General features: G+C 67.5%; 21 protein-coding genes. 11 read left to right on the top strand and 10 right to left on the bottom strand.

The features are described from left to right. Position 1: 1 nt before the first annotated feature. From QXZ94_RS21380 to QXZ94_RS21365, 4 genes are all read right to left on the bottom strand, one after another. Entirely contained in the window at positions 2-1,261 is a 1,260-nt protein-coding gene (locus tag QXZ94_RS21380; RefSeq protein WP_315722081.1) for an Hsp70 family protein, read from the bottom strand. 325 nt (positions 1,262-1,586) lie between these two features. Further along, a complete protein-coding gene (gene prfH / locus QXZ94_RS21375) occupies positions 1,587-2,210 on the bottom strand; it encodes a peptide chain release factor H (RefSeq protein ID WP_315722080.1) in 624 nt (207 codons plus the stop codon). Then, positions 2,207-3,346 (bottom strand): RNA ligase RtcB family protein, encoded by a 1,140-nt coding sequence (locus tag QXZ94_RS21370; RefSeq protein WP_315722079.1) that lies wholly within the window; start codon positions 3,344-3,346, stop codon positions 2,207-2,209. Before QXZ94_RS21370 ends, prfH begins: the two co-directional genes overlap by 4 nt. A 445-nt stretch (positions 3,347-3,791) precedes the next feature. Next, positions 3,792-4,244 (bottom strand): hypothetical protein, encoded by a 453-nt coding sequence (locus tag QXZ94_RS21365; protein ID WP_315722078.1) that lies wholly within the window; start codon positions 4,242-4,244, stop codon positions 3,792-3,794. A gap of 864 nt (positions 4,245-5,108) precedes the next feature. On the opposite strand from QXZ94_RS21365, the gene QXZ94_RS21360 reads away from it, so the two are divergent. The 4 genes from QXZ94_RS21360 to QXZ94_RS21345 all read left to right on the top strand — a co-directional run bounded on the left by QXZ94_RS21360 (position 5,109) and on the right by QXZ94_RS21345 (position 11,838). Continuing rightward, complete coding sequence (locus QXZ94_RS21360) at positions 5,109-6,320, top strand: APC family permease (protein WP_315722077.1); 1,212 nt, start codon at positions 5,109-5,111, stop codon at positions 6,318-6,320. A 34-nt stretch (positions 6,321-6,354) separates the two neighbouring features. Then, positions 6,355-7,638 carry an MgtC/SapB family protein gene (locus tag QXZ94_RS21355; RefSeq protein ID WP_315722076.1) on the top strand — a complete coding sequence of 428 codons (1,284 nt, stop codon included), beginning with the start codon at positions 6,355-6,357 and terminating at the stop codon, positions 7,636-7,638. Between the two features lie 163 nt (positions 7,639-7,801). Continuing rightward, a complete protein-coding gene (locus QXZ94_RS21350) occupies positions 7,802-10,738 on the top strand; it encodes a LodA/GoxA family CTQ-dependent oxidase (RefSeq protein ID WP_315722075.1) in 2,937 nt (978 codons plus the stop codon). Further along, on the top strand, positions 10,735-11,838 hold the full coding sequence (locus QXZ94_RS21345) for an NAD(P)/FAD-dependent oxidoreductase (RefSeq protein ID WP_315722074.1): 1,104 nt from the start codon (positions 10,735-10,737) through the stop codon (positions 11,836-11,838). Before QXZ94_RS21350 ends, QXZ94_RS21345 begins: the two co-directional genes overlap by 4 nt. Before the next feature lie 52 nt (positions 11,839-11,890). On the opposite strand, the gene QXZ94_RS21340 is transcribed toward QXZ94_RS21345, so the two are convergent. The 5 genes from QXZ94_RS21340 to QXZ94_RS21320 form a co-directional block, all read right to left on the bottom strand. Then, entirely contained in the window at positions 11,891-13,855 is a 1,965-nt protein-coding gene (locus QXZ94_RS21340; protein ID WP_315722073.1) for a putative bifunctional diguanylate cyclase/phosphodiesterase, read from the bottom strand. Between the two features lie 326 nt (positions 13,856-14,181). Next, a complete protein-coding gene (locus QXZ94_RS21335; RefSeq protein ID WP_315722072.1) occupies positions 14,182-14,478 on the bottom strand; it encodes a hypothetical protein in 297 nt (98 codons plus the stop codon). A 417-nt stretch (positions 14,479-14,895) separates the two neighbouring features. Beyond that, positions 14,896-15,453, bottom strand: coding sequence for an HNH endonuclease (locus tag QXZ94_RS21330; RefSeq protein ID WP_172111355.1), 558 nt, complete (start codon positions 15,451-15,453; stop codon positions 14,896-14,898). Between the two features lie 222 nt (positions 15,454-15,675). Then, positions 15,676-16,647 (bottom strand): peptidyl-alpha-hydroxyglycine alpha-amidating lyase family protein, encoded by a 972-nt coding sequence (locus tag QXZ94_RS21325; protein WP_315722071.1) that lies wholly within the window; start codon positions 16,645-16,647, stop codon positions 15,676-15,678. 168 nt (positions 16,648-16,815) lie between these two features. Further along, positions 16,816-17,469, bottom strand: a complete 654-nt coding sequence (locus QXZ94_RS21320; protein ID WP_315722070.1) for a DNA-3-methyladenine glycosylase 2 family protein — start codon at positions 17,467-17,469, stop codon at positions 16,816-16,818. 126 nt (positions 17,470-17,595) lie between these two features. Between QXZ94_RS21320 and gluQRS the strand changes: the two genes are divergently transcribed. Both gluQRS and QXZ94_RS21310 read left to right on the top strand, forming a co-directional pair. Then, positions 17,596-18,465, top strand: coding sequence for a tRNA glutamyl-Q(34) synthetase GluQRS (gene gluQRS, locus QXZ94_RS21315; protein ID WP_315722069.1), 870 nt, complete (start codon positions 17,596-17,598; stop codon positions 18,463-18,465). A gap of 514 nt (positions 18,466-18,979) precedes the next feature. Next, positions 18,980-20,176: an ATP-binding protein gene (locus QXZ94_RS21310; protein WP_315722068.1), complete on the top strand. Its 1,197-nt coding sequence runs from the start codon at positions 18,980-18,982 to the stop codon at positions 20,174-20,176. Here QXZ94_RS21310 and QXZ94_RS21305 read toward each other — a convergent pair. Continuing rightward, a complete protein-coding gene (locus tag QXZ94_RS21305) occupies positions 20,103-20,996 on the bottom strand; it encodes a YihY/virulence factor BrkB family protein (protein ID WP_315726423.1) in 894 nt (297 codons plus the stop codon). The genes QXZ94_RS21310 and QXZ94_RS21305 overlap by 74 nt on opposite strands. Positions 20,997-21,126: 130 nt before the next feature. Here QXZ94_RS21305 and QXZ94_RS21300 point away from each other — a divergent pair, with 130 nt between their 5' ends. From QXZ94_RS21300 to QXZ94_RS21280, 5 genes are all read left to right on the top strand, one after another. After that, positions 21,127-21,321, top strand: a complete 195-nt coding sequence (locus QXZ94_RS21300; protein WP_008964842.1) for a twin transmembrane helix small protein — start codon at positions 21,127-21,129, stop codon at positions 21,319-21,321. 41 nt (positions 21,322-21,362) lie between these two features. Continuing rightward, positions 21,363-21,935 (top strand): cob(I)yrinic acid a,c-diamide adenosyltransferase, encoded by a 573-nt coding sequence (locus tag QXZ94_RS21295; protein ID WP_315722067.1) that lies wholly within the window; start codon positions 21,363-21,365, stop codon positions 21,933-21,935. A gap of 117 nt (positions 21,936-22,052) precedes the next feature. After that, positions 22,053-22,802, top strand: coding sequence for an electron transfer flavoprotein subunit beta/FixA family protein (locus QXZ94_RS21290; RefSeq protein WP_008964844.1), 750 nt, complete (start codon positions 22,053-22,055; stop codon positions 22,800-22,802). Then, positions 22,802-23,740: an electron transfer flavoprotein subunit alpha/FixB family protein gene (locus QXZ94_RS21285; protein ID WP_315722066.1), complete on the top strand. Its 939-nt coding sequence runs from the start codon at positions 22,802-22,804 to the stop codon at positions 23,738-23,740. The genes QXZ94_RS21290 and QXZ94_RS21285 overlap by 1 nt, the downstream gene beginning before the upstream one ends. A gap of 100 nt (positions 23,741-23,840) precedes the next feature. Next, a complete protein-coding gene (locus QXZ94_RS21280) occupies positions 23,841-24,719 on the top strand; it encodes a 3-hydroxybutyryl-CoA dehydrogenase (protein ID WP_172111346.1) in 879 nt (292 codons plus the stop codon). Positions 24,720-24,781 lie beyond the last annotated feature (62 nt).

Here is a 24,781-nt window from a genome sequence, read left to right as displayed (position 1 = left end):
GTCAGCCGAACTTGCGCCGCGCGTCCAACGCAAGCCCAAGGCCGACGCTGCCGAGCAGGTCGGTCTCGGCGACGCGCGCCGCCGGAAACAGCGCCAGGATCGCCTGGCGCAGCGCCGGCACCATGCTCGAGCCGCCGGTGAGGAAGATCGTGTTGATGGCGGCGGCGTCCACCGCAGCGTCAGCGAGCAGCGTCGTGACGGTGCGGACGACGCGCTCGACGGAATCGGCGATGGCGCGGTCGAAATCCTTGCGCGTGAACTTGATGCGCGCCCATTCGTCCTTCTCCGACAGCACCGAGGTGAGCGACTTCGCCTCGGTCAGCGCGATCTTGGCCTGCTCGACGCCGATCGCCAGCGTATGGCCGCGATGCTCCTCCACCACCTTGATGAAGCGGTCGACGAGATCGCGCCGCTCGGCCTCGTAGCGGATCTGGCGCAACTCGTGGATGACGCCCTTCTTGTAGAGCTGGTTGATGCGGTGCCAGGTGGCGAGCTCGTGATAGTAGGCGGTCGGCAAATTGCGCTTGCCGTCGGCGGTCAGGCTGCCATAGCCGAGATGCGGCATCACGCTCTTGAGGCTGAGCAGCCGGTCGAAATCGGTGCCGCCGATGTGAATGCCGCCATTGGCGAGGATGTCGTCCTCGCGGTCAGCCTTGCCGCGCCGCTCCGGCGAGACGCGCACGATCGAGAAGTCCGAGGTGCCGCCGCCGATGTCGACGATCAGCACCAGCTCCTCGCGGCTCACCTGCTGCTCGTAGTCGAGCGCGGCCGCGATCGGCTCGTATTGGAAGGCGATGTGCCTGAAGCCCTGCTCGCGCGCGATCTGCTCCAGCGCGCTCTGCGCCTCGGCATCGGCCGCGTCGTCCTTGTCGACGAAGCGCACGGGGCGGCCGAGCACGACCTGGTCGACCTCGTGGCCGAGTCGCGTTTCGATCTGGCTCTTCAGATGCGCGAAGAAGAAGCCGAGAATGCCGGAGAACGGCACCGCCTTCTGCCGGATGTAGGTCTTCTCGTGGATCAGCGCGGTGCCGAGAATGCTCTTCAGCGCGCGCATGAAGCGGCCGTCATGGCCGGTCAGATAGCGCTCGATCGCGGCGCGCCCGAACTGCACGCCGTGATCCTCGAAGTCGAAGAACATCGCGCTCGGCAAGGTCCGCTGCTCGCCCTCCAGTGCGATGAGCTGTGCGGAGGCGTGATCGCTGAGGCCGACCGTGGTGTTCGAAGTGCCGAAGTCGATGCCGCAATGGGCCGCTGCCGCCATGCTCGTCTCGTTTTCCGTCCGGGGAGGGCGGACCGCTTAGCCGTTTCGCAGTGCAATGTCATGTGCGAATGTGAGGCATGATGGGCATGAAGAATCCGCACGTGGCGCATGGCTTCTCCCACGCGCTGCGTCTCGCATCCGCTTTCAGGGCAATCGCATATCGGCCAGGAGTCACCTCGAGGAGCGATCCTGCCAGTTAGTTACTCCGTCATGCCCGGGCTCGTCCCGGGCATCCACGTCGTCCTCAGTATGCCGGACGACGTGGATGGCCGGGACAGGCCCGGACATGACGACGTGGAGACACAGGGGCACCCGCCGCTCTTCATCACCCCGTCGGCCTGAACGCTGGTCCCTCGAAGCGCAGGCCGGCTGCGCCGCGTTCGACGCGGTCATGCGCGGCCTGCACCAGCCGGGCCTCGCCGGCCTCCGCGACGCGCGCGCGGCCGTCCAGCAACGCCGCGAGGCGTGCGAGCGCGAGCGCCTTGTTGCGATGCTGGGAGCGGCCGTCGCGGGCGATCGCGGTGAGGCCGCTCGGCAGATGCACGGCGCGCACCGCGCTCTCGGTCTTGTTCTGGTGCTGGCCGCCGGGACCGCCGGCGCGGAAGCTCTCGAACCGGACGTCGACCGCCGCCAAGGCCGGGACCTGCGCGGGCAGTGGCAGATCGACCACGCCGACAAACCAGTTCTTGCGCCCGTGATGCGGCCGCAGCGGACTGCGGCACACCCAGAGCAGCGAGCCCTGCGTCCAGCGTTGCGCGATGGCGTCGGCGCCCGGCCCGTCCAGCACGGCGATCGCGCTGGCCGGCCCGTGACGTTCCGCGTCGCCTTGCGCGATCGCGCAGTCGCACTCCGCAGCCTCGGCTTCCTCGGCAAGCCGTTGCAGCGCATGCGCGACGGCGATCCGGCATTCCGCCGGACCGCGTCCCGAGGTGAGGAGGAGCCGTCTCATCGGCGGTCCTCCTTGTGCCGTCGCTCGGTGGCGATCTTCTTCACCGTCACCAGCGGCCGGAAGCTGGCGACGACGCGCGCGAGTCCAAAGGACTCGAGATCGGCGATCACGCCTGATATCGGCTTGTAGGCCTCCGGCGCCTCCTCGGCGAGCAGCGCGCGGTCCTCGCAGATCACGCGGCCGCCGAACGGATTGCGCGCCAGCCGCTCGCGATCCGATTTGGTGGCGCCGACCCGGCCGATCATCGACGACCGGTCGAATTTGCGGCCCGCACCATGCGCGATCGACCACAGCGCCTCCTTCGGCGCCGTCGCGAGCGGCGCGACCAGATAGGACAGCGCGCCGCGCGAGCCCGGCACGACGACCAGCCCCTGGTCGGACGGCGCCGCGCCCTTTCGGTGCAGCACGCCTTCCCTGCGATGGACCACGCAATTATGCGAGCATTCGCAGACCGGATCGGCCTCGCAGCGCAACGCCGCTGCTGCCCGCCGCGCGATGACGCCGCGGTTGAGCCGGGCCCAGCGCAGCGCATGGTCATGCGCCGCGAGATAGGCCTGGCCATCGGCGCTGTCAGGCGCGAGCGGCTTCAGTCCATCCGCGACGTGCCGTTCGAGCAGCGCATGGCCGAGACCACGCGAGCCGGAATGCACCAGCAGATAAGCGCGGTCGCGATCGATGCCACAGGGCGCATCGAACACTTGCTCGACAGCCTGCAACTCACAGAAATGATTGCCGCCGCCGATCGTGCCGAGCGACGTGTCGAAGTCGGACGATGCCAGCCCATGCGTGGCCAGCTCGCCTGCGATGTCGCCGTCATAGGGCTTGGCGATGTCGCGCAGCCGGTCGGCCGACTTGTCGACGCGAATGCGGCGCGCGGCGAGATCGAGTGCGAACAAGGCCATGCCGCAGCCGGCGTCCGCGCCGACGAAGGCCGGGTGGATGTGGTCGGCGAGAATGGCGCAGCCGACGGGACCGAACTTGCCGGGGTGCAGGTCCGGCAGGCCGGCGACCGCGCGCACGCCATCGAGATCAGCCACGGTTTCGAGTTGGCGCACGGCGGCGCCCTCGATCCAGGAGCTGGACGAGTAGAAGCCGTGGACCGGCGCACGGCCGTCCACGCGATGGGAATTGCCCATGTGGGTACCTTGGAGAAAGACAGGGAGATATGGTTTGGGACTAACAGCGCGCGCAGCCGCGCGCGTGCCTGGCCACACCCCGCCTCACGCGAGGATCAGGCCCGGCGGCTCCTGGCGGAGCAACGGATGATCGCAGTCATCGTCTTTCTCCTGTGCGGCGGAGCGGAATGCTCGACGCCGCCGCGTACTAATCACATCACGATCGCATTGGCAATGTGCAGGAAGCAATCGCTGCCTCGCTGTGGCACACAGGCCACGAATGGGTCATCCGTCTGTGGTGGTCTGCTTCTCTCCGTCATTGCGAGGAGCGCAGCGACGACGCAATTCAGAGTCCCGCCCACCATCCTGGATTGCTTCGCTGCGCTCGCAATGACGTTGAAAGATCTCGATCGACAAAAAATCGCTTCGCCCGCGGTAAGCGAATGAGTGGACACGCATCCCGCGATCAGAACAGCGAAAGGAAATCGCCGACGAAATAGATGATCGCCATCACGATCAGAACGCCCATCAGCACGAAGGAGAGCTGAACGGCGATCGCGCAGCTGCCCAGCGTCGTCGCCATCGCCGCGATGTGGCGCTCTTCGCGGCGCAATTGGCCCACCACACCGAGAATGATCGCGAGCAGGCCGAGCAACACCGCGGCCACCGGCAACTGCTGTTGCAGCCGGTCGGTCCATGATGGCTCGTGTACCGGCGCCTGGTAGTCGACACCCTTGATGCGTGCCACCAGCCGGTCTTTGACGCGGTGTCCGACGTCGACAACGACCTTGTCGATGGGCGGCGGCGGATCGATCACAGGCAACACCCAGTGAGGCAGGACCGCTGCGACGAGCGCGAAAAGCCCGACCACGCTGCCGATCGAGCCGAGACGGCGTGAGCGCGCCATCGTGTCCATCATTGCCGTCCGTCTCCGAGCCATCCGTCTCCGGGGCCGCCGCATGCGCAACCTGCCGACGTCGTCGCGACGGGAGCCACGCCTGCAGGACCGAATGCCGGATCATCTGTCGACCGTCGACGAGATGTGGTTCAAATCGCCGCGCACAGGGGATGGTCGCAGGCTGCCCGTCGGGCAAATCGGTCGAACCGGCACACGCAATCCGCCGCCGATGTCCAGCCGTGCCACGAAAAAGATTCTTGTTTCTTATTTTCGGAATTCATGCTTATCTCCCGCGCATCCCGCCTCATGCAGAGGGACGTACGCGTCGTCACGATACGTGGAGGTGGGGAGTGGTGGCCGTCGCGATGTCAGGCGCGTTTCGCGCAGACGACTGGCAGCGTGGCGGACGGTCAAGCCGTGTGGTCCTGGCGCCCCGAAGCTGGCGCCAAGTTCGCGATGACGTTCGTGCGTCGCCGCGGGTGACGGGGGCAAACAAGCCGGTCCCCGGGGAGAGCTCGGAGCAGCCGTTCCAACCATCGCGCAGGGAGGGCCGGGTCGTTTCCGGCTGTACCTGTGGTTCCTGCCCCGTGCATTTTCTCCGCACGGGGGCCACGGGCCTCAGCCGAGGCTCGGTCTTCCCTGCACCCTCTCGATGGCGGAGAGGGGACATCGTCAGCACAGCTCGGGCCAACCGCGCCGCGAGGCAGCAAACGCATGTCTCCGCGCGCGTCACGCCGACGGGCGACCGAACGCCGCAGCCCCGAGAGTCGCGCGCGGCCCGGTTGACCGAGATCAAGAGAACTCGCGCTTGCTCGATTAAGCCCCTACAACATCCGTCGCTCGTCGTGATCAGGAATGGACGCCGTTGTGCCGCAAGATCCCATCGTGCCTCCAACCGGCCTGCGGCGGCGGCTCGGACTTCCATTGCTCGTCCTCTACGGCACGGGCGTCACGGTGGGCGCAGGCATCTATGTCCTGATCGGCGCCGTCGCTGGTCACGCCGGCGTCTATTCGTCGTGGGCCTTCGCGTTGGCAGCCACGGTGATGGCTTTCACGGCGGCCTCCTACGCCGAACTCGCGACCCGCTATCCCGTCAGTGCCGGCGAAGCCGCCTATGTCCGTGCGGCGTTCGAGTCGCGGCTGCTCTCGACGGCCGTCGGCTCGCTGCGGCTGGCCACCGGCGTGATTGCTGCGGCCGCAGTGACACTCGGCGGCGCCGGCTATATCCGGCAGCTGATCGATCTGCCGGCGCCATTCGTCGCCCTGGTGATCGTCGGGGCGCTCGGCGTCGTCGCCGCCTGGGGCATTCTCGAATCGGTGATGCTCGCGGGCCTGCTGACCTTGATCGAGACCGGCGGACTGCTGTGGATCATCGTCTCGGCCGTTCACTCCGGCGTGTCGTTCGGCCCGGCGCTGCTCGTGCCGCCGCCGCTCGATGTCGGCGTGCTCTCCGGCGTCACCTTTGCTGGCCTGCTCGCCTTCTTCGCGTTCGTCGGCTTCGAGGATCTCGCCAACGTCGTCGAGGAGGCCAAGAGCCCGCAGCGGAACATTCCGTGGGCGATGGCGCTCACCTTGCTGATCACGTCGCTTCTCTACGTGCTGATCGCCGCGATTGCCGTCAGCGCCGTGCCGCCGGCCGTCCTCGCGGCGTCGCCGGCACCGCTCAGCCTGGTGTTCAACGCCGTGGCGCGTATCAGTCCGGCGACATTCAACATGATCGCCATCGTGTCGACGCTGAACACGGTTCTCGCCCAGATGACCATGACGGCGCGTGTCGTCTACGGCATGGCGGAGCAGGGCGACCTGCCGCGGATTGCGGGACGCGTCGATCGCCGCACCGGGACGCCGCTGATCGCGACCGGGCTCGTCATGCTGGCGGTTGCGGCGCTCGCGCTGAGCTTTCCGCTGGAGCGCCTGGCGGAGGGGACGTCGCTGGTCACGCTCACGATCTTTGCCGTCGTCAATCTGTGCCTGCTGCGGCTCCGGGCCCGCAACGTCGCGTCGCCGGCCGGGCATGTCCGGGTGCCGCTCTGGGTCCCTGCCATCGGTCTCGTCACGTGCATGCTGATGATCATCAGCGCGTTCGTCGCACCATGACGGGACCCGGACCCTGCAACAGTCGGTCTGACCCATGCCGGACGTCATGAGCCTGGCGCCGAGCCCCGAGATCATCGCGATCACCGTCGCACTCGGCATCGGCCTTCTGATCGGCCTGGAGCGCGAGCGCCGCAAGGGCGAGGGGCCGGGGCGCGGGCCCGCCGGGCTGAGGACCTTTGCCGCGGCATCGCTCGCGGGCGCCGTCAGCATGCTGGCCGGTGGCAGGACGCTGCTGGCGGTCGTCACCGCCGGGGTGATCGTCCTGGTGGCGATCGCCTATCTGCGGTCCCGCAGCGACGATCCCGGGCTGACATCGGAAACGGCGCTCGTCCTGACCGTTCTGCTCGGTGGCCTCGCCACCGAGCATGCGGCTCTGGCCGCAGGGGTCGCCGTCATCCTGGCGGTGCTGCTTGCCGCGCGACCGGTGCTGCACGATTTCGTCCGCTCGGTGCTCAGCGAAAGCGAGCTCAGGGACGGCCTCATCTTCGCCGCCGCCACCCTCGTGGTCCTGCCGCTGCTTCCCGATCGGCCGCTCGGTCCGTTCGGCACGCTCAATCCGCGCGCGATCTGGATGCTGGTCGTCCTCATGATGGCGATCGGCGCCGCCGGCCATGTCTCGATGCGGCTGCTCGGCGCCCGTGGCGGCCTCGCCGTCTCGGGCTTCGCGTCGGGCTTCATTTCCAGCACGGCGACGATCGGCGCGATGGGCGCACGGGCGCGCACCACGCCCGAGCTGCGCGGGGCAGCCGCGGCCGGCGCGACGCTGTCGACCCTTGCGACCGTCATCCAGCTCGCCGCGGTTCTCGCCGCAACGAGCCCCGCCGCGCTGCGGGCGCTGCTGGTCCCGCTGCTCTGCGCCGGTGCGGCCGCGGCGGCCTACGGAGCGATCTTCACCATCGCCGGCCTGCGTCAGGCGAGCAGGGCAGAGCTCGAGCCCGGACGCGCCTTCAGCCTGCCGGGCGCCGTGATGCTGGCCGCGACGATCTCCGCGGTGATGGTGATCTCCGCCGGGTTGCGCGAAATGTTCGGCGAAACCGGCCTCGTGCTCAGCGCGGCGGTCGCGGGCCTCGTCGACACGCATGCGCCTGCCGTGGCCGCGGCCACGCTCGCCGCTTCCGGCAAGATCGATGCCGCCGCAGCCGTGCTGCCGGTCCTGGCCGCGCTGTCGATGAACACGATCAGCAAGATCGTCGTGGCATGGACCAGCGGCGGGTCGTCGTTCGCGCTGCGGCTGGTTCCCGGACTCGTTCTCGTCGTCGCTGCGGCGTGGGCCGGCGCGTTCGGCGTAGACCTCGCGCAACATTTTCTCACTCATTGAAGGAGCAACACGAGACGCGCGCGATCATGCTCTCCCTCAAGCGCGGCGGTCCGACGCTTGACCGTCATTCCCGGCGCGACTAGGCTCAACAACCATTGGTTACATAAATTTTTAGATTCGCCTCAGCGCCGCGCGCCCTTCGCTCCTGCCGGGAGATATTTCGATGACCGACGAGTCCTCACCCACGCCTCCATCCTGCTTCGACTGCGCTCACCAGGCAACCGAGCGCCTCGACGAGATGTTCGTCGGCATCGTCCAGGAGAAGCGCATCGCGCTCGGCCAGCGGCCGGCCGAGCGGCCGGTGTTCCGCAAGCTGCATGGCGTTGCGCATGGGACCTTGGAGATGCGTGCCGACCTGCCGGCCGATCTCAAGGTCGGCATCTTCGCCCATCACCGCCTGCCCGCCTGGGTCCGCTTCTCGAGTGATACGTCACCGACCTCGCCGGACCTGCAGTCGACGCTCGGCATCGGCATCAAGCTGTTCGGCGTCGCCGGCAGCGATGCGCTGGGGACCCACGGCGACACCGCCGACATCATCATGCAGAACTACCCGGTGTTCTTCGTCGACAATGCCGAGGAGATGTGTGAGTTCACCTATGCCGGCGTCGTCGCCGGCGACTATCCCGGCTATCTCGCCAAGCATCCGAAGACGGCGAAGATCCTCGACGCCATGGCCCGGGTCGAAGGCAGCGTGCTGACGACGACCTATTGGGCGATCCTGCCGTTCCGCTGCGGCGACCGCTTCGTGAAGTATCGTCTCGATCCCGAGACGCCGCCCGAGAACGTGCCCAACGACGCCGCCGACTATCTCGCCACCGACCTCGCGCTCAGGCTGTCACAGCGTCCCTATCGTTTCCGCTTCATGGTGCAGCTGCGCACCAATCCGGCGACGATGCCGCTCGACCGTGCGACAGTCGACTGGCCGGAGAGCGAGAGTCCGTTCGTCGAGGTCGGCATCCTGGAGCTGCCCCGCCAGGACGTGAACGAGCGCGGCCAGCCGGAGTATGGCCAAGGTCTCGCCTACAACATCTGGCGCGTTCCGGAGGCGAATGCGCCGGCCAAGGAGTCGACGATCGCCGCGGCGCGCAAGGTGGTCTATGCGTCGAGCGCGAACGTGCGCCATATCGCGAACGGCCAGCCGCTGCAGGACCCGACAGCTCCGCGCCCGGCGGCAGAGCCCAAAGCGGAGCCCGATCATTGCATCGTCAAGGCGGTGATCTATCCCTCGATCGGCATCGCCCGCGTCGGCACCAGCCCGCGCGACTACTTCATCGGGCCCGAGGTGTCCGATCCGCCGCCGGCACCCAAAGGCTTCTATCGCGATGCCCAAGGCGCGCTGAAGCGGCAGGCGGCGCGCTTTCGCGTCTATGGCGTCAATGCGCGCGGCGTGATCGTCAAGGAGCTCACCGCGGCCGATGCCAAGATCACCTGGTCGGTCGAGCTCGCGAACACCAAGGCGGCGTGGTATGGCTTCGAGCTCGCACTCGACATTCCCGAGGCGGCGTCGGCGCCGCCGACGGTGCTGCGCAACGCCGCCGTCGCCGATCGCATGCGCCTGTCGATCAAGCCCGGTCGTCGCGATGTGTCCGGGGCGAACGCCCCGCCGCAACAATTCGACAGCGGCGAGTTCATGGGCAAGCGCGTCTATCTCGGCGAGGTCTTCACCGATGCGCAGGGACGGCTGCTCGTGCTCGGCGGTCATGGTCATTCGGCATCCTTCGACCACTCCCGCGCCATTACCTTCGCCAACAATGAAGGCTGGCACGATGACGTCTCCGACGGCCCGGTGACGGCGCGCGTCGAGCTCGATGGCGCGCCGCTCGACGTGGTGCCGGCCTGGGTCGTGGTGGCGCCGCCGAACTATGGACCGCAGCAGAAATCGGTGCGCACGCTGTGGGACCTGATGCGCGACGTCGCCATCGCGGCCGGCCAGCTGCCGCGCCCGGCGCGACCATCCTTCAGTTTCGACATCCTGCCGATCTTCCAGCGCCTCAACGGCCTGCAATGGGTGAATGCAGGCTTCGCCGCCGGCTTCGGCTGGCGCAGCGCGTTCGACTTCGCGAGCCCGGACTGGATCGCGCGGCTCGGCGACGGCAGCGCGGCGAATGCCGAGCTGCGCAAGGTGATTGCCAACCAGTTCCGCAACGACAAGATCGATTCCTGGTCGCCGGTGCCGTGGCCGTGGCTGTATGGCGACGCCATGAACATCCCGCCGGCGCAGACGCCGCTGCAGCACGCCTCTCTCAGCAACACGCAGCTGATGATGTTGCAGCAATGGGCGGCGGGGGATTTCGAGCCCGACTATGATCCCGCGCGCAAGGCCCCGGCGACGATCGAGGAGGTGCCGGTCGCGGCGCAAGGCGAGACCCTGACGCGCGCCGCGCTCGAATTCTGCCTGGCCGATGCCTTCCACCCCGGCTGCGAGATGACGTGGCCGGTGCGGGCCGCGACGATGTATCTCGAACCGTTTCGATTCCTGCACGCCCCTGAGGGTTGGATCGAGCCGGGCCTCGGCGAGGTGCTGACCAGCGACGGCGTCACCATTCCGAACGGGCCGCTCTACGGCCAATTGCCAGGCAGCATCACGCGCTGGATGGCCGTGCCGTGGCAGACCGACACCGCGAGCTGCCGCTCCGGCTACGACAAGAGCTACGATCCCTATGTGCCGAGCTTCTGGCCAGCGCGGGTGCCGAACCAGGTTCTCACCGAGGAGAACTACGCCATCGTCATGGATACCGGGAAGCCGATGCAGGAGCGGCTCGCCGCTTTCGCCAACCGCGCCGCGTGGATCGCACCGCTGGGAACGACGAGCTACACCGACCAGATCAACAACATGATCCACGGCTTCGATCATCTCGGCGTCGTCGAGGTGCGCAAGGGTCCCGGCGATGCCGCGTTCCCGGCCATGATCGAGGTCGAGGATCAGCACGAGCCGATCAAGGACGCGACCGATACGCCGCAGGCGCAGAAGAAGCTGCGCGCCGCGGGGACGCGGGTGTCGAGCCAGCGCGGCGCGCCGGCGGTGTTCGTCGATGTCGACCTGACGCAGATCGAGAAGGTGCGGCGCTTCCCGGGAGGTCTCGGACGTCGAACGGAATGATCGAGGCCGATGTCGTCGTCGTCGGTTGCGGCCCCGCCGGGGCGACGACGGCGCTCAATCTGGCGCCGTTCCGCCGCGTGCTGGTGCTGGAGCGCCATGCGGCGCCCGCGCCGCGCATCGGCGAGTCCGTGCCCGGCGCGATCCGCCGCCTGCTGGCGGACATGGGGCTGTGGGACGCCTTCGCCGCCGATCGCCATGCGCCCTGCTACGTCCGCCGCAGCGTGTGGGGCGGCGCCGCGGCCGACGAGCAGGATTCGATCCGCGATCCCCTCGGCCATGGCTGGCATCTCGATCGCGTCCGCTTCGAAACGATGCTGCGCACCGCTGCGACGGCCCGCGGCACCGCCGTGCTGTCGCCGGCGCACCCGATCGGCGTCGCGTGGGAGCATGGCGCATGGCAGCTGCGCGTCGCCCATCGCGACCAGCGGCTGCTGGTGAGGGCGCCGCTTCTGATCGATGCCGGTGGCCGGAGCTCGACCCTGCTGCGGCCGTTCGGCGGCCAGCGCAACGCCGGCGACAAGCTGCTGTGCGGCTGGGTTCAGGGGGCCGCACGACAGCCCGCCGACGCCGGCGTGACCTTCACCGCCGCGGAGCCCGAGGGCTGGTGGTACACGGCGCCGCTGCCAGGTGATCGCCGCGTGCTCGCGTTCCATACCGATGCCGACCTTGGCGCGGCGTCCGACACTCGCAGCGCCACGGCGCTGCTGGCGCGCGCCGCAAGGCTGCCGGAGCTCGGCGCCGTTCTCGCCGCCAGCGGCTTCGCGCCGGACGCGTCATCGGGCGTCTGCGCCGCGCACAGCGCCGCGCTTGCACCGCCGGCCGGAGAGGGCTGGCTCGCGGCCGGAGACGCCGCGCTCGCCTTCGACCCGCTGTCGTCGCAGGGCCTGTTCAACGCGCTCTACACCGGCCTTGCCGCGGCCGAGGCGGCCCATCGCCACCTCGATGGCGAAGCTGCTGCGCTGCCGGAGTACGCGACCGGCCTGGCTGCGATCCGGCAAGCCTATGACGATCACCTCGTGGCCTGGTACGGCCAGGAGCGCCGCTTCGCTGCGCAGCCATTCTGGCGCCGTCGGCATGATGGGGGCGGCCGCGATGCCTGAGGCGATGCGGGCGAAGCGCGGGACGCCGACGATGGCGAGCGTGCAATCGCGGCTAGGCGCTGCGCGCCACGACCGGAGCAACCGCCGGCGCAGCAGAGTTGCGATGCCGGACGAGCCAGGCGATCGCGTCGTCCTCCTTCATCGGCTTGCCGTAGAGCCAGCCCTGGCCGTAGGAGCAGCCGAGCATGCGCAGGCACTCCGCATCCGCCTCGCGCTCGACGCCCTCGGCGATGATGCGATGGCCGAGCGGCAGCGCCACGGCGGTGATGGCGGCGACGAGCTGCTGATCCCTGCGATTGCCGGCGATGCCGTCGATGAAGGAGCGGTCGATCTTGATGGTGTCGATCTCGACCGCCATCAGATTGGCGATCGAGGAATGGCCGACGCCGAAATCGTCGATCGCGAGTGCGAAGCCGTGCTCGTCGATCAGCTTGAGCTCATCGGCGCAGCGCTTGGGATCGAACATCGCCTCCTCGGTGACCTCGATTTCGATCCGCCTGGGATCGACGCCGTAGCGCTCGGTCACGAGCTTGAGCGTCTGGGCCGGCGAGTGGATCGGGAATTCGCGCGGCGAGACGTTGATCGAGACCCGGATGGCCTGCGCCTTCTTGCGGTCGAGCGCCCGCAGGAACGCGCAGACGCGCTCGCCGACGAATTCCGTGAGCTGGCCGGACAGGCGCAGCCGGATCGCGGCGGAGACGATGTCGGGCGGTGGAATGAGGCCGGCGGTCGGGTGCTTCCAGCGCAGCAGCGCCTCGAAGCCGATGACCTCCTGGGTCGCCATCGCGACCTGCGGCTGGAATTCGACATGGAGCTCGCGCCGCGCCAGCGCCGCCGGCAGCTCCGCGTCGAGGCGGCGTTGCAGCGTGAGCGCGCACTGCATCTTGGCGTCGAACACCCGCATGCAGGCGCGGCCGTCGTCCTTGGCGCGGTACAGCGCAGCGTCCGCCCGGGCCGAAAGCTCCTCCAGGTCGATGGCGCCCTCCGCCTGCGTGGCGATGCCGATCGAGCAACTCACGGCCAGTGGCTGGCCGGCGATCATCACCGGCCGCAACAGCGCCTGCATCAGCCGCTCGCCGAGGGCAACGGCTCGATTGGCCACATCCTCACCCTGCAGCACCACGATGAACTCGTCCCCGCCGAGGCGGACCGGGAGATCGTCGCCGCTGCAGGCCGAGCGCAGCAGCGCGGCCACGGTCTGCAGCACGCGGTCGCCGGCATCATGGCCGCGGGTATCGTTGATGATCTTGAAGTTGTCGATGTCGAACAGAAGGAAGGCGACGCCGCGCCCCGCAGCGCAGGCGGCGCCGGCCACGGAGCGGAAGTGGCTGCGATTGGCCAGGCCGGTCAGCGAGTCGATGCTCACGAGGCGTTCGAGCGTCTGGTTGGCCGCGGCCAGCGATTCCGCCAGCTCGGTTGCCGCGATGGTCGTACTCTGGCTGGCGATGAAGTTGCGCTCGCCGAGCCGTGCCGCGCGGAACAGCATGACGGTGAGGAACGCGATGTCGGCGGCGACGATGTAGCCGACGTCGCCGCCGGAGAGCAGCATCCGCAGGATCGTGGCGCCCATCAACGGCGCGCCGAAGGCGATCGCCATCGGCGAATAGGCCAGGCTCTGGATGATCGCGCCGGTCGTGGTGCCGGCCATGATGAAGACGACGTCGTTGACGTTGTGCGCATGCGTGAAGACCGGCAGGCCGAGCGGCACCACCGACCAGAGCAGCCCGCTGACGAACGCCATGATCGTCAGGCCGCGAAGCACGCGATGCGGATGTCGCTCGATCTTTCCCGACGATTTCAGGTGCGAGACCCATGCGGCGCGCAGCACGGCAAAGGCCACGGCCGCGGCCAGCCACCACAGGATCGGTGCGCTGCCCTCCCGCAGATAGATGAGCAGCGCCAGCGACACCGCGATGGCGACGTTGGCGAACAGGGTCAGGGCGATGTTCTGCAGCGAGCTGGCGGCCTGGGCTTTCGCGAGCGCCGCCGCCTTGGGGTCGGTGGGAGCGGTCTGCATGCGCGAAACGGATGGCCCTGCTGGATCGGTCACGGATGAAGGCAGCTCTGGTGGCGGCCATGCGGCAGCGCAGGAGCATGCTGAACGGAGGCCTAAGGTGGAGTTAATCCGTCAAATAATACCGTGCGGCCGCCACTTCGTTGGTGGGGGCGGTGCGGGCCTTCGGCGCCGCGCCGCTTCGCACGCCCCGATCGTTCTCGCCGAAGGCAAGACAGCCGCGGTCGCACTCCGCCGTGCGCCGGCGAGCCGGGCGGCGGAGTGCGTCGAGGTGGTGTTGCGTCACAGGCCTGCGATCGGTCGCTCGACGCCGCCCGCGGCGGCCTCGGCTATTTGGCGCGCAGTGAGCTCGGACCGGTCGTGTTCTTCAAACCGCAGAGCGGGTCGTTGTTGTTGGGGCACTCGATCTTGATCGGGGTCTTGCAGACCGTTTCTCCATTGCCGCCTCTCGCGTCCTTGAATGCGCAGACCTGCCCTTTCGGGCATGGCGGGTTGCAGCCTTCAGCCGCCCTCGCTGGCGTCGACATCGACCCGGCCCCGGCGATGAGGGTCGCGAGCGTGAAAGCGGTGACCGGATTCCGGATCAATGCCGGGACCCGACAGTTCATCTTGGCCGGAAGCTTCATGTCCTTCTCCTGTATCCGTTTGATCAATGGCGTGATGTTCGGCGTGCCCGGTTGAACGCACCGTTTGGCGCCGCGATCATCGGTCGGACTGGAGACGGGCGGCGTTCGAGCAGGACAACCGAAAGTCGAACCGGGCCTCCTGCCTGCGTGATCCTCGTCACTCAGAGGGAGATGCGGACGAGGGGCGCTTGTCCTGGATTGGCGAGGATCGACGTGCGTGCGAGCGAAGCCTGATCAGCCGGTGGTCGTTGCGGCGATCTGTAGACCGGCGCGGCGCAGATTCGCGCGGAGACTCTGGTCGCAGGGATGGCGAGGTTGCACACCAAGCCAAGCCTCGACGGATGCGGACGACTGCCGCGCGCGAGCTGACACTGCGATGGTCAGAGCACGTATGACAAACAGCCGTGCGGCCTATCGCTATGGGTCCAGCTCGGTGTCCCAGTAGAGATAGTCGAGCCAGCTCTCGTGCAGATAGTTCGGCGGGAACAGGCGGCCGTTGCGGTGGAGCTGATGGACCGTCGGCGCGTAGGGCGCCTGCTTGGGAAACATCTTGGCCTGCTGCGGCGTCAGGTTGCCCTTCTTGAGATTACAGGGCGAGCAGGCGGCGACGACGTTCTCCCAGGTGGTCTGGCCACCCTTGCTGCGCGGAATGACGTGATCGAAGGTGAGGTCGTCGCCGGAGTGGCAGTACTGGCAGGCGAAGCGGTCGCGCAGGAAGACGTTGAAGCGGGTGAAGGCCGGATGGGTCGTCGGCTTCACGAAGGATTTCAGCGACACCACACTGGGCAGCTGGATCTCGAAGGAGGGACTTCGGATCGCCCTGTCGTAGTACTCGACAATGTTGACGCGATCGAGGAACACCGCCTTGATCGCGTCCTGCCAGGACCAAAGCGACAGCGGATAGTAGCTCAGCGGCCGGAAGTCCGCGTTCAGCACCAACACCGGCCAACCGCCTTGTGAGACATGTGCGTTCAAGTAACGCTCCTGGCCTCCATATACGGCTGCGAAGCAGCATGCCCTGACATACTACATGCAGCGTGACGGGATTGTGAAGCCCCAAGAATGGCTTGGGTCCCGCTTGTCCACCTTCCGAGCCTGCGCCCAAAGCACGTCGGATGCAAGGCAATAGCGTGGATCTCTGCGGTGCAACTCGCTCGCAAATCCGGCGTCGCCGAGCCTCGCGGTTTCCCGATGCCGTCAGGCCGGGACCTTCTCCAGCTTCTGCAGGCAACGGTGGATGTTGACCTCTGCCGGCATGGCCTGGCCGGGAAAGCTCGTGCTCCAATTGGTGACGCCGACCTCACCGACATAGATGTCGCCGCGGCTGTCGATCGCGAGGCCATGCGGCGCCAGGAATTGGCCGGTTTCCAGCCCGGGACCGTGCTCGCCGCCAAGCCGCGCCAACCGCCGACCACCGGCGTCGGTGATGGTCAGCCGCGGCCCCAGATTGGGCACGTTGAGATTGACGGGCATGCCGGGGCCGAGCTCGCCGATGATGAAGGTCTTGCGCTTGGCGCCGCAGGCACACAGCGCGCAAGGCCGGTGCAGATTGTTCCACTGCGTCTCGTAGCGGCCATCGCCATCGAAGATCTGGATGCGGTGGTTCTCGCGGTCGGCGACATACACGAAGCCATCATCATCGGTCGCGATGTTGTGAACGATGTTGAACTGGCCGGGATCGGAGCCTGGCGCGCCCCAGCTTCTGATGAGCTTGCCGTCCGGCGTGTATTTGTGCACCCGGGCATTGCCATAGCCGTCGGAGACATACATCTCGCCCGACGGCGACAGCGCAGTGTGGGTGCAGCGGTTGAACGGCTCGCCGCTCATGAACGGGCTTGGGCGCTCCGGCAGGCCGATGGTCAGCAGCACCTTGCCGTCAGGCGTGCACTTGCGCACGGTATGGTCGCCGTCATCCGTGCAGTAGAGAATGTCGTCGGCATCGATCGACAGGCCGTGGGCGCGGCTGAACAGGCCTTCGCCCCAGCTGCGCAGAAAGTTGCCGTCGCGGTCGAACACGATCATCGGATGGGCGCCGCGGTTGAACGCGTAGACGCGGTCCTTGCTGTCGACGGCGACCGAGGCGACATCGGTCAGCGCCCAACCGTCGGGCAGCTTCGCCCAGTCCTTGACGACACGATAGGTGTAGTCGCCGGTCCCGAGAGTCGTCATCGCCGTTGTTCCCCATGCAAGCTGCGTTGCGCGACGCTACACGGGTCAGCCACCGGCGGAAACCCTGATGATCCCCTCGGCATCATGGACGGATCTCTTGCGATTCTGGCCGACCTCAATGACCGTTTTGCACCCCAATTATGTTTCAAACGCCGTTGACCGGAGTTGTTAGTTGGCAGGCGCGATCACGCCCTCGCGCTTCTTCAGCACGCGGTAGTAGCTCCACCACAGATGCGCTGCTGCGCCGCGCAGCGGCCGCCAGCCTTCCGCGAGCGGCATCATCTGCTTCGCGGTCGGGCGGGTGGCCAGGCCGAGTCCGATCTTCACCGCCTCCTGCACGGCCAGGTCGCCCGCCGGCCAGGCATCGCCATGGCCGAGACAGAACAGCAGGTAGACGTCGGCCGTCCATGGCCCGATGCCGGGCAGGGCAGTCAAGGTGGTGTGGGCGGCGTCGGCGTCCTCATTGGCGAGCACGTCGAGGTTCAGCCGGCCGGCACCGAGCTCGCGGGCGATGTGCTTGAGCGTCTTGATCTTGGCGGCGGACAGACCGAGCCGCCCCAGCCGGTCGGTCCGGGCACGGCGGATCGCGTCCGCATCGAACGGATCGAACGCAGCCTGCAGCCGGCCCCAGATCGCCGCCGCGCTGGCGGTGGACAGCTGCTGGCCGCAGACGATGTGGGCGATCCCGGCAAAGCCCGGCTCCCGCCGCCGCAGCGCCGGCATGCCGGTGGCTGCGAGGATCGGCACGAGGCGCGTGTCCTGTCTGACGAGGTCGCGGATCGCCTCTTCGAGAATGGCCTGGGTGTCGAGGTGGAGGGTCATCGTGACAGGGCCTTCTGGATCGTCATGCGCGGGCTTGACCCGCGCATCCATCTCGGATCGAACGTGCCCGCGAAGGAGCATGTGTGTCGGATCACGCGAGCTCAAGTCCTGCAAGGACGAGATGATATGCCACCCGTTTTCCGATTTGCCCCCAGCCCGAACGGCTATCTGCATCTCGGCCATGCCTATTCGGCGCTGCTGAACGTCCGGCGCGCGCAGGAGAGAGGCGGCCGCTTCCTGCTGCGCATCGAGGACATCGACCCGACCCGCTGCCGGCCGGACTATGAGCAGGCGATCACCGAGGACCTCGCTTGGCTCGGCATCCGCTGGGAGCAGCCGGTGCGGCGGCAGTCGGAACATCTCGCCGAGTACCGTTCGGCGCTGGAGCGGCTGCAGGCCATGGGCCTCGTCTATGCGAGCTTCGAGAGCCGTGCCGAGATCGCGCGGCTGGTGGCGGAGCGGGATGTCGATGGTGGCTGGCCGCGGGATCCCGACGGGGCGCCGCTCTATCCGGGCGTGGCGAAGGCAATGTCTGCAACGCGGCGTGCAGAGCTGATCGCCAGCGGCGTGCCGTACGCCTTGCGGCTGGACATGGCCGCAGCGGTCGCCCGCGTCGGTCGGTTGAGCTGGAACGAGGCCGGCAGCGGTCCCGGAGGCGAGACCGGCACGGTCGAAGCGAGACCGGAGGCCTGGGGCGACGTGATCCTGGCGCGCAAGGAGACGCCCACCAGCTACCACCTGTCCGTCGTCGTCGACGATGCGCTGCAGGGCGTGACGGAGGTGGTGCGCGGACAGGATCTTTTCCACGCCACCAGCGTCCATCGCCTGCTGCAGGCGCTGCTCGGCCTGCCCGCGCCGGCCTATCGGCACCACCAACTGATTCGCGACGAGCAAGGCCGCAAGCTGTCGAAGTCCACTCAGGCGACGGGATTGCGCACATTGCGCGCGGAAGGCGTCCCGCCGGCGGAAATCCGACACAGGATCGGCTTGGTCTAGCCGCGTCCCGCCGCAAGTCCCGGTGTCTCCGCATGTTTCCGGCGGGGACAACCTCCGGGGCATCGTGACACCCGGAAACGACCGTGCCATGCTGCTCAGTGGCGCGGGTTAATCGGGAGCTTCAATCGAAAGCGGCACGACGAGACATGACAGTAGAAGTGCCCCTTCGTTTTTCGGAGTTCATGTCACAGGGGCCATGATGAAGCGCGTTCGGAATATGAGTACGGGGCGTCGGGCCCGACCGGCCAAGCCGGCTGCGCCCAGGCCCGGCCGCGCGTCCGGAGCGCCCGGGGGACAGACGTCCACCAGGACGACATCGTCGCGAAGGCCGTCGTCCAAGACGCAGAAGCCGAAAAGCAAGGCTGCGGGCGCTGCGCCGGCGAAAGAGCGCGCGAAGGCGCGGCCGCTCAAGAAACATGTTCCTCAGGTCACGGCGATGGCGGGCGGACGGCGAAGCTCGTCCAAATCCGACGCCCGGAAGGCTGAAACGACGAAGTCGATGTCTGGGGCTTCGATGTCCAGGGGCGGGGGCTCTGGGTCGCCGGGGGCCGGTGTCGTCGAGGCCGCCCTGGCGGTGTTCGCGCATGAGGTGCGCACGCCCCTGACGGGCATTCTTGCCATCAGCGACCTGCTCGCCACCTCCGAGCTCGGCGAGCGCGAGCGGCGCTGGGTGGATACGATCAAGGCCGGTGCGGAGCATCTGTCGAGCCTGGCGACGCTGTTCGTGGATGCGGCCAAGGACGAGACCGCGGGCGCGCTGCTGCGCGAGGATCTGTTCGATCTGCGGGCGCTGGCGCGGGCTGCGGGCGACTCGCTGTCAGGCCGTGCCGCCGCGAAGGGGCTGGAGGCGCGCGTCGATGTCTCCGACGCGCTGCCGGGGCTGGTGATCGGCGATCCCGTCCGGCTTCGGGCGGCGCTCGAGAACCTGATCGACAACGCCGTCAAGTTCACCGAGCAGGGTGGTGTGGCGCTTGAGATCGCCCTGGCCGGCAAGTCGGCGCGCGGCAAGGCGACCAGGAGCGCCGGCAAGGGAAAGGTTGCGGTCGCCTTTCACGTCTCGGATTCCGGCATCGGTCTGACCCTGCAGGAGATCAAGCGGCTGTTCCGCCCGTTCAGCCAGGCCAATGTCTCGATCGCCTCCCGCTTCGGCGGCGCCGGTCTGGGGCTGTCCTCCGTGCGCCAGCTGGCGCGCGCCATGGGCGGCGATGTCGCTGTGGCGTCGAATGAGGGGGGCGGCACCACCTTCACGCTGACGGTCACGCTGGCCATTGCAGCTGCGCCGCACACGACGGCAGGCGGCGGCGAGGACGGCGTGACCCTGGCACCGACGCGGCCGTTGCGCATCCTGGGCGTCGAGGACAATCCGTTCGGCCGCGTGGTGCTCAACACCATCCTCAACGAGCTCGGCCATCAGGCCGAGTTCATCGGCCGCGGCGAAGCCGCGCCCGAGCGGGTCGCTGCCGGCAGCTACGACGCCGTGCTGATGGACATGGTGCTGCCCGGCATCAACGGCATCGAGACGATCGCCCGGATCCGCGCCCTTGGTGCGCCCCATGGCGCCATTCCGATCATCGGCGTGTCCGGGCGCGGCGAAGACGAGGCGGCCTCGCGCGCCGCGGGGGCCGATGCCTTCCTGCTCAAGCCCGTTTCGCCGCGGGCTCTAGCGACTGCGCTTCTTGGAGCGACACGCCGCGCGGCAACCGCGACTTGATGATCGAGGCGTTCAGCTCGCCGCCATACACGAAGATCGCGGCGATGAAATACAGGAACACCAGCGCGATGATCACGGACGCGAGTCCGGCATACATGGTGACGTAGTTGTTGGCGAAGCGCGCCAGGTACTGGCCGAACACGATGCCCGAGACCAGCGAGGCGACGAAGGTGAAGACGATGCCGGGCATGATCTGCATGAAGCTGCGCCGCCCCGCCGGCAGCCAGGCGTGCAGGATGAACAGCGCGACGACCAGCGCGCTGATGGTGATGCCGTAGCGGGACAGGTTGACGAAGCGCTCATTGGCCTCGACCGCCAGCGGCAGATAGCGCCGGGCGGTGGCCAGCATCAGCGGGCCGAGCACGATCAGGAACGACATCGCCAGCGCCGTGATCGCGGCAACCAGGGTATAGCCGATCGATTCCAGCCGCAGCCAATACCAGCGCCGCTGCTCGATCACGCCATAGGCGCGGTTGAGCGCAACCCGCAGTGCCTCGACGCCGTTCGAGGCGAAATAGACCGCGAGAACGGCACCGATCGTCAGCGCGTCGGTCCGGGTCGTGGTCAGCACGTCGTGGATCTCGCCGGTCAGCGCATCCGCGACCTGCGCCGGCCAGGTCTCGAGCATCAGGGTGGCGGCCTGGTCGGCGAGGTCCTTGGAGCCGAGAAAGCCGGCGAGCGACGTCAACACGATCAGGAAGGGAAACAGCGCCATCAGGGTGGACAGCGCGATGTGGCTGGCAATCGCCCAGCCGTCATCGGCGAGGAACGTGTAGAACGCATCCATGACGACGTGGAAGATGTAGCGAAGCGCCTTCACCTGTCCCTGCACTCCGCGAAACAATCGATCTCCTACAATCCGATATTACGGATGCAAAAGCCAGAAGTTGCAGCCCTGGACGTCCCGATCCGGCATGGCGCTCCTGCGTCTGCGGTGTTATCTAGCGCGAATGGCTTCACTTCTCGGTAAATTCATCCTTCCGATCGCCGTCGGCGCGGTGGCCCTGGTGCTGTTTCTCGGCCTCGTCAACATGACGCGCGGCGGCTCGCCCAATCTGTCGCAGAAGCTGATGCGCTGGCGGGTGATCCTGCAATTCGTCGCGATCGTCATTGCCATGGCGGCGATCTGGGCGATGGGACGCTGAGACGCTTCGACGCTGGCAAACTGGGACGTTGAGAAAACAGCATGGTGGTCCTCAATCGCATCTACACGCGCACCGGTGATGACGGGACGACTGCGCTCGGCAATGGCGAGCGCCGGCCGAAATTCGACCTGCGCGTCTCCGCCTATGGAACCGTGGACGAGACCAACGCTGCCCTCGGCGTCGTCCGGCTGCATCTCGCCGAAGCGCCCGAGATCGATGCGATGCTGGGCCTGATCCAGAACGACCTGTTCGACCTCGGCGCCGATCTGGCGGTACCGCAGCGCGAGGGCAAGGCGGAGCGGCTGCGCGTGGTCGGCAGCCAGGTCGACCGGCTGGAGCGCGACATCGATACGCTGAACGAGAAGCTCGCGCCGTTGACCTCGTTCGTGCTCCCCGGGGGAACCCCCGCGGCCGCCCATCTGCACGTCGCGCGTACCATTTGCCGCAGGGCGGAACGGATCATGGCGGAACTCGCGGGCAAACCCGACGAGCCGGTCAGCGAGGCTGCCATTCGTTATATGAACCGGCTGTCGGATTTCCTGTTCGTGGCGAGCCGCGCCGCCAACCGGAACGGCGCCGGCGACGTGTTGTGGGTGCCCGGGCAGAACCGTTAACCCGGCGGCGTGCGAGCTTGCTTTTTTCACCCCTCGCGCGTTGACCGGGGGGTACGGGCGCTTTAGGTTCCGCGCCCGAAAGGTCAACCCCGGACAATTAAGAGCGAAAGAGGATCGATGAAGGTTCTGGTGCCGGTCAAGCGGGTGGTCGATTACAACGTCAAGGTCCGCGTCAAGAGCGACGGATCGGGCGTTGAGCTCGCCAACGTCAAGATGTCGATGAATCCGTTCGACGAGATCGCCGTCGAGGAAGCGCTGCGGCTGAAGGAAGCCGGCAAGGCGACCGAGGTCGTGGTGGTCTCGATCGGGCCCGCGCAGGCCTCCGAGACCATCCGCACCGCGCTCGCGATGGGCGCCGACCGCGGCATCCTGGTCAAGGCCGAGGGCAATGTGGAACCGCTGGCGGTCGCCAAGATCCTGAAAGCCGTGGCGCAGGAAGAGCAGCCCGGCCTGATCATCCTCGGCAAGCAGGCGATCGACGACGACTCGAACCAGACCGGCCAGATGCTGGCCGCGCTGCTCGGCTGGGCGCAGGCGACCTTCGCCTCCAAGCTCGAGGTCGAAGGTTCCGACTTCAAGGTCACCCGCGAGGTCGATGGCGGCCTGCAGACCGTGAAGCTGAAGGGACCGGCGATCGTCACCACCGATCTCCGCCTCAATGAGCCGCGCTACGCGTCGCTGCCGAACATCATGAAGGCGAAGAAGAAGCCGATCGCCGAGAAGACCGCCGCCGATACCGGCGTCGATCTCACGCCGCGGCTCGAAGTGCTCAAGACCGCCGAGCCGGCCGGCCGCAAGGCGGGCGTCAAGGTGAAGGACGTCGCCGAGCTCGTTTCCAAACTCAAGACCGAGGCGGGGGTGCTCTGATGGCCACGCTGCTGATTGCCGAACACGATAATGCCGGGATCAAGGACGCGACCAACAAGGCGCTGACGGCGGCTGCCGCGCTCGGCGCCGATGTCGACGTGCTGGTCGCGGGCCAGGGCGCGAAGGGCGCGGCGGACGCCGCCGCCAAGCTCGCCGGCGTCAAGAAGGTGCTTCTGGCGGATGATGCGGCCTATGCGCATGATCTCGCCGAGCCGCTCGCCGACCTCGTCGTCAAGCTCGCCGCCAACTACGACGCGGTCGTCGCGCCCGCGACCTCGCGCTTCAAGAACGTGATGCCGCGCATCGCCGCCCTGCTCGACGTGATGCAGGTGTCGGAGATCATCAAGGTGGTCGCGCCCGACACGTTCGAGCGGCCGATCTATGCCGGCAACGCGATCCAGACCGTGAAGTCCAAGGACGCCAAGAAGGTCATCACCGTGCGCACCTCGACCTTCGCCGCTGCGGCGAGCGAAGGCGGCAGCGGCTCGGTCGAGACGGTGGCGGCGGCCGGTGATCCGGCGCTGTCGAGCTTCGTCGGCGAGGAGGTCGCCAAGAGCGATCGTCCGGAGCTGACCTCGGCCAAGATCATCGTTTCCGGCGGCCGCGCGATGCAGAGCCGCGAAAACTTCGCCAAGTACATCGAGCCGCTCGCCGACAAGCTCGGCGCAGGCGTCGGCGCCTCGCGCGCCGCGGTCGATGCCGGCTACGCGCCGAACGACTGGCAGGTCGGCCAGACCGGCAAGGTGGTTGCGCCGGAGCTGTACGTGGCCATCGGCATTTCAGGCGCCATTCAGCATCTCGCCGGTATGAAGGACTCCAAGGTGATCGTCGCGATCAACAAGGACGAGGACGCGCCGATCTTCCAGGTCGCCGATTACGGTCTGGTGGCGGATCTCTACCAGGCGGTTCCCGAGCTGACGGACGCGCTCGGCAAGTAAGACCCTACACACCGGCCGCGCATGGGACTGTCGCGGCCGGTGTTTCATCTGTTAAGGCATGGATGGGCGCCGACCTCGCGCCGTTCCGGTGGATGACGACATGGCTCAGATCAACAAGCTCGGTGTGATCGGCGCAGGACAGATGGGCAACGGCATCGCGCATGTCGCTGCGCTGGCCGGGCTCGACGTGGTGCTCAACGACGTTACCTCCGACCGGTTGAAATCGGGCATGGCGACCATCAACGGCAACCTGACCCGCCAGGTGGCCAAGAAGGTGATCTCCGAGGAGGCGCGCAGCCAGGCGCTGGGCCGGATCTCGATCACGGAAAGCCTCGACGGCCTCGCCGACTGCGATCTCGTCATCGAGACCGCGATCGAGAAAGAGGACATCAAGCGCAAGATCTTCCACGATCTCTGCGCGGTCCTGAAGCCCGAGGCGATCATCGCCTCCAACACCTCCTCGATCTCGATCACGCGGCTTGCCGCCTGCACCGACCGCCCCGAGCGCTTCATCGGCATTCATTTCATGAACCCGGTTCCGCTGATGGAGCTGGTCGAGCTGATCCGCGGCATCGCCACCGATGACGCCACGTTCGAGGCGGCCAAGGAGTTCGTCGGACGGCTCGGCAAGCAGGTCGCCGTCTCCGAGGATTTTCCGGCCTTCATCGTCAACCGCGTGCTGCTGCCGATGATCAACGAGGCGATCTACACGCTGTACGAGGGCGTCGGGAACGTCGAGGCGATCGACGCGGCGATGAAGCTCGGCGCGCACCACCCGATGGGGCCGCTCGAGCTGGCCGATTTCATCGGCTTGGATACCTGTCTCTCCATCATGCAGGTGCTGCATGAGGGGCTGGCCGATTCCAAGTACCGGCCATGTCCGCTGCTGGTGAAATATGTCGAGGCCGGCTGGCTCGGCCGCAAGACGCAGCGCGGCTTCTACGACTATCGCGGCCCCAAGCCGGTCCCGACCCGCTGAAACAATCCGAAACGATCGACACGCTTCGTTAAGGCTGAGCGGCTACCGTTCAGCCCAGACGA

The sequence above is a fragment of the Bradyrhizobium sp. SZCCHNS2022 genome (assembly GCF_032377575.1).
Classification (GTDB): domain Bacteria; phylum Pseudomonadota; class Alphaproteobacteria; order Rhizobiales; family Xanthobacteraceae; genus Bradyrhizobium; species Bradyrhizobium aeschynomenes.
This window is presented reverse-complemented; position numbering and strand designations above follow the sequence as displayed.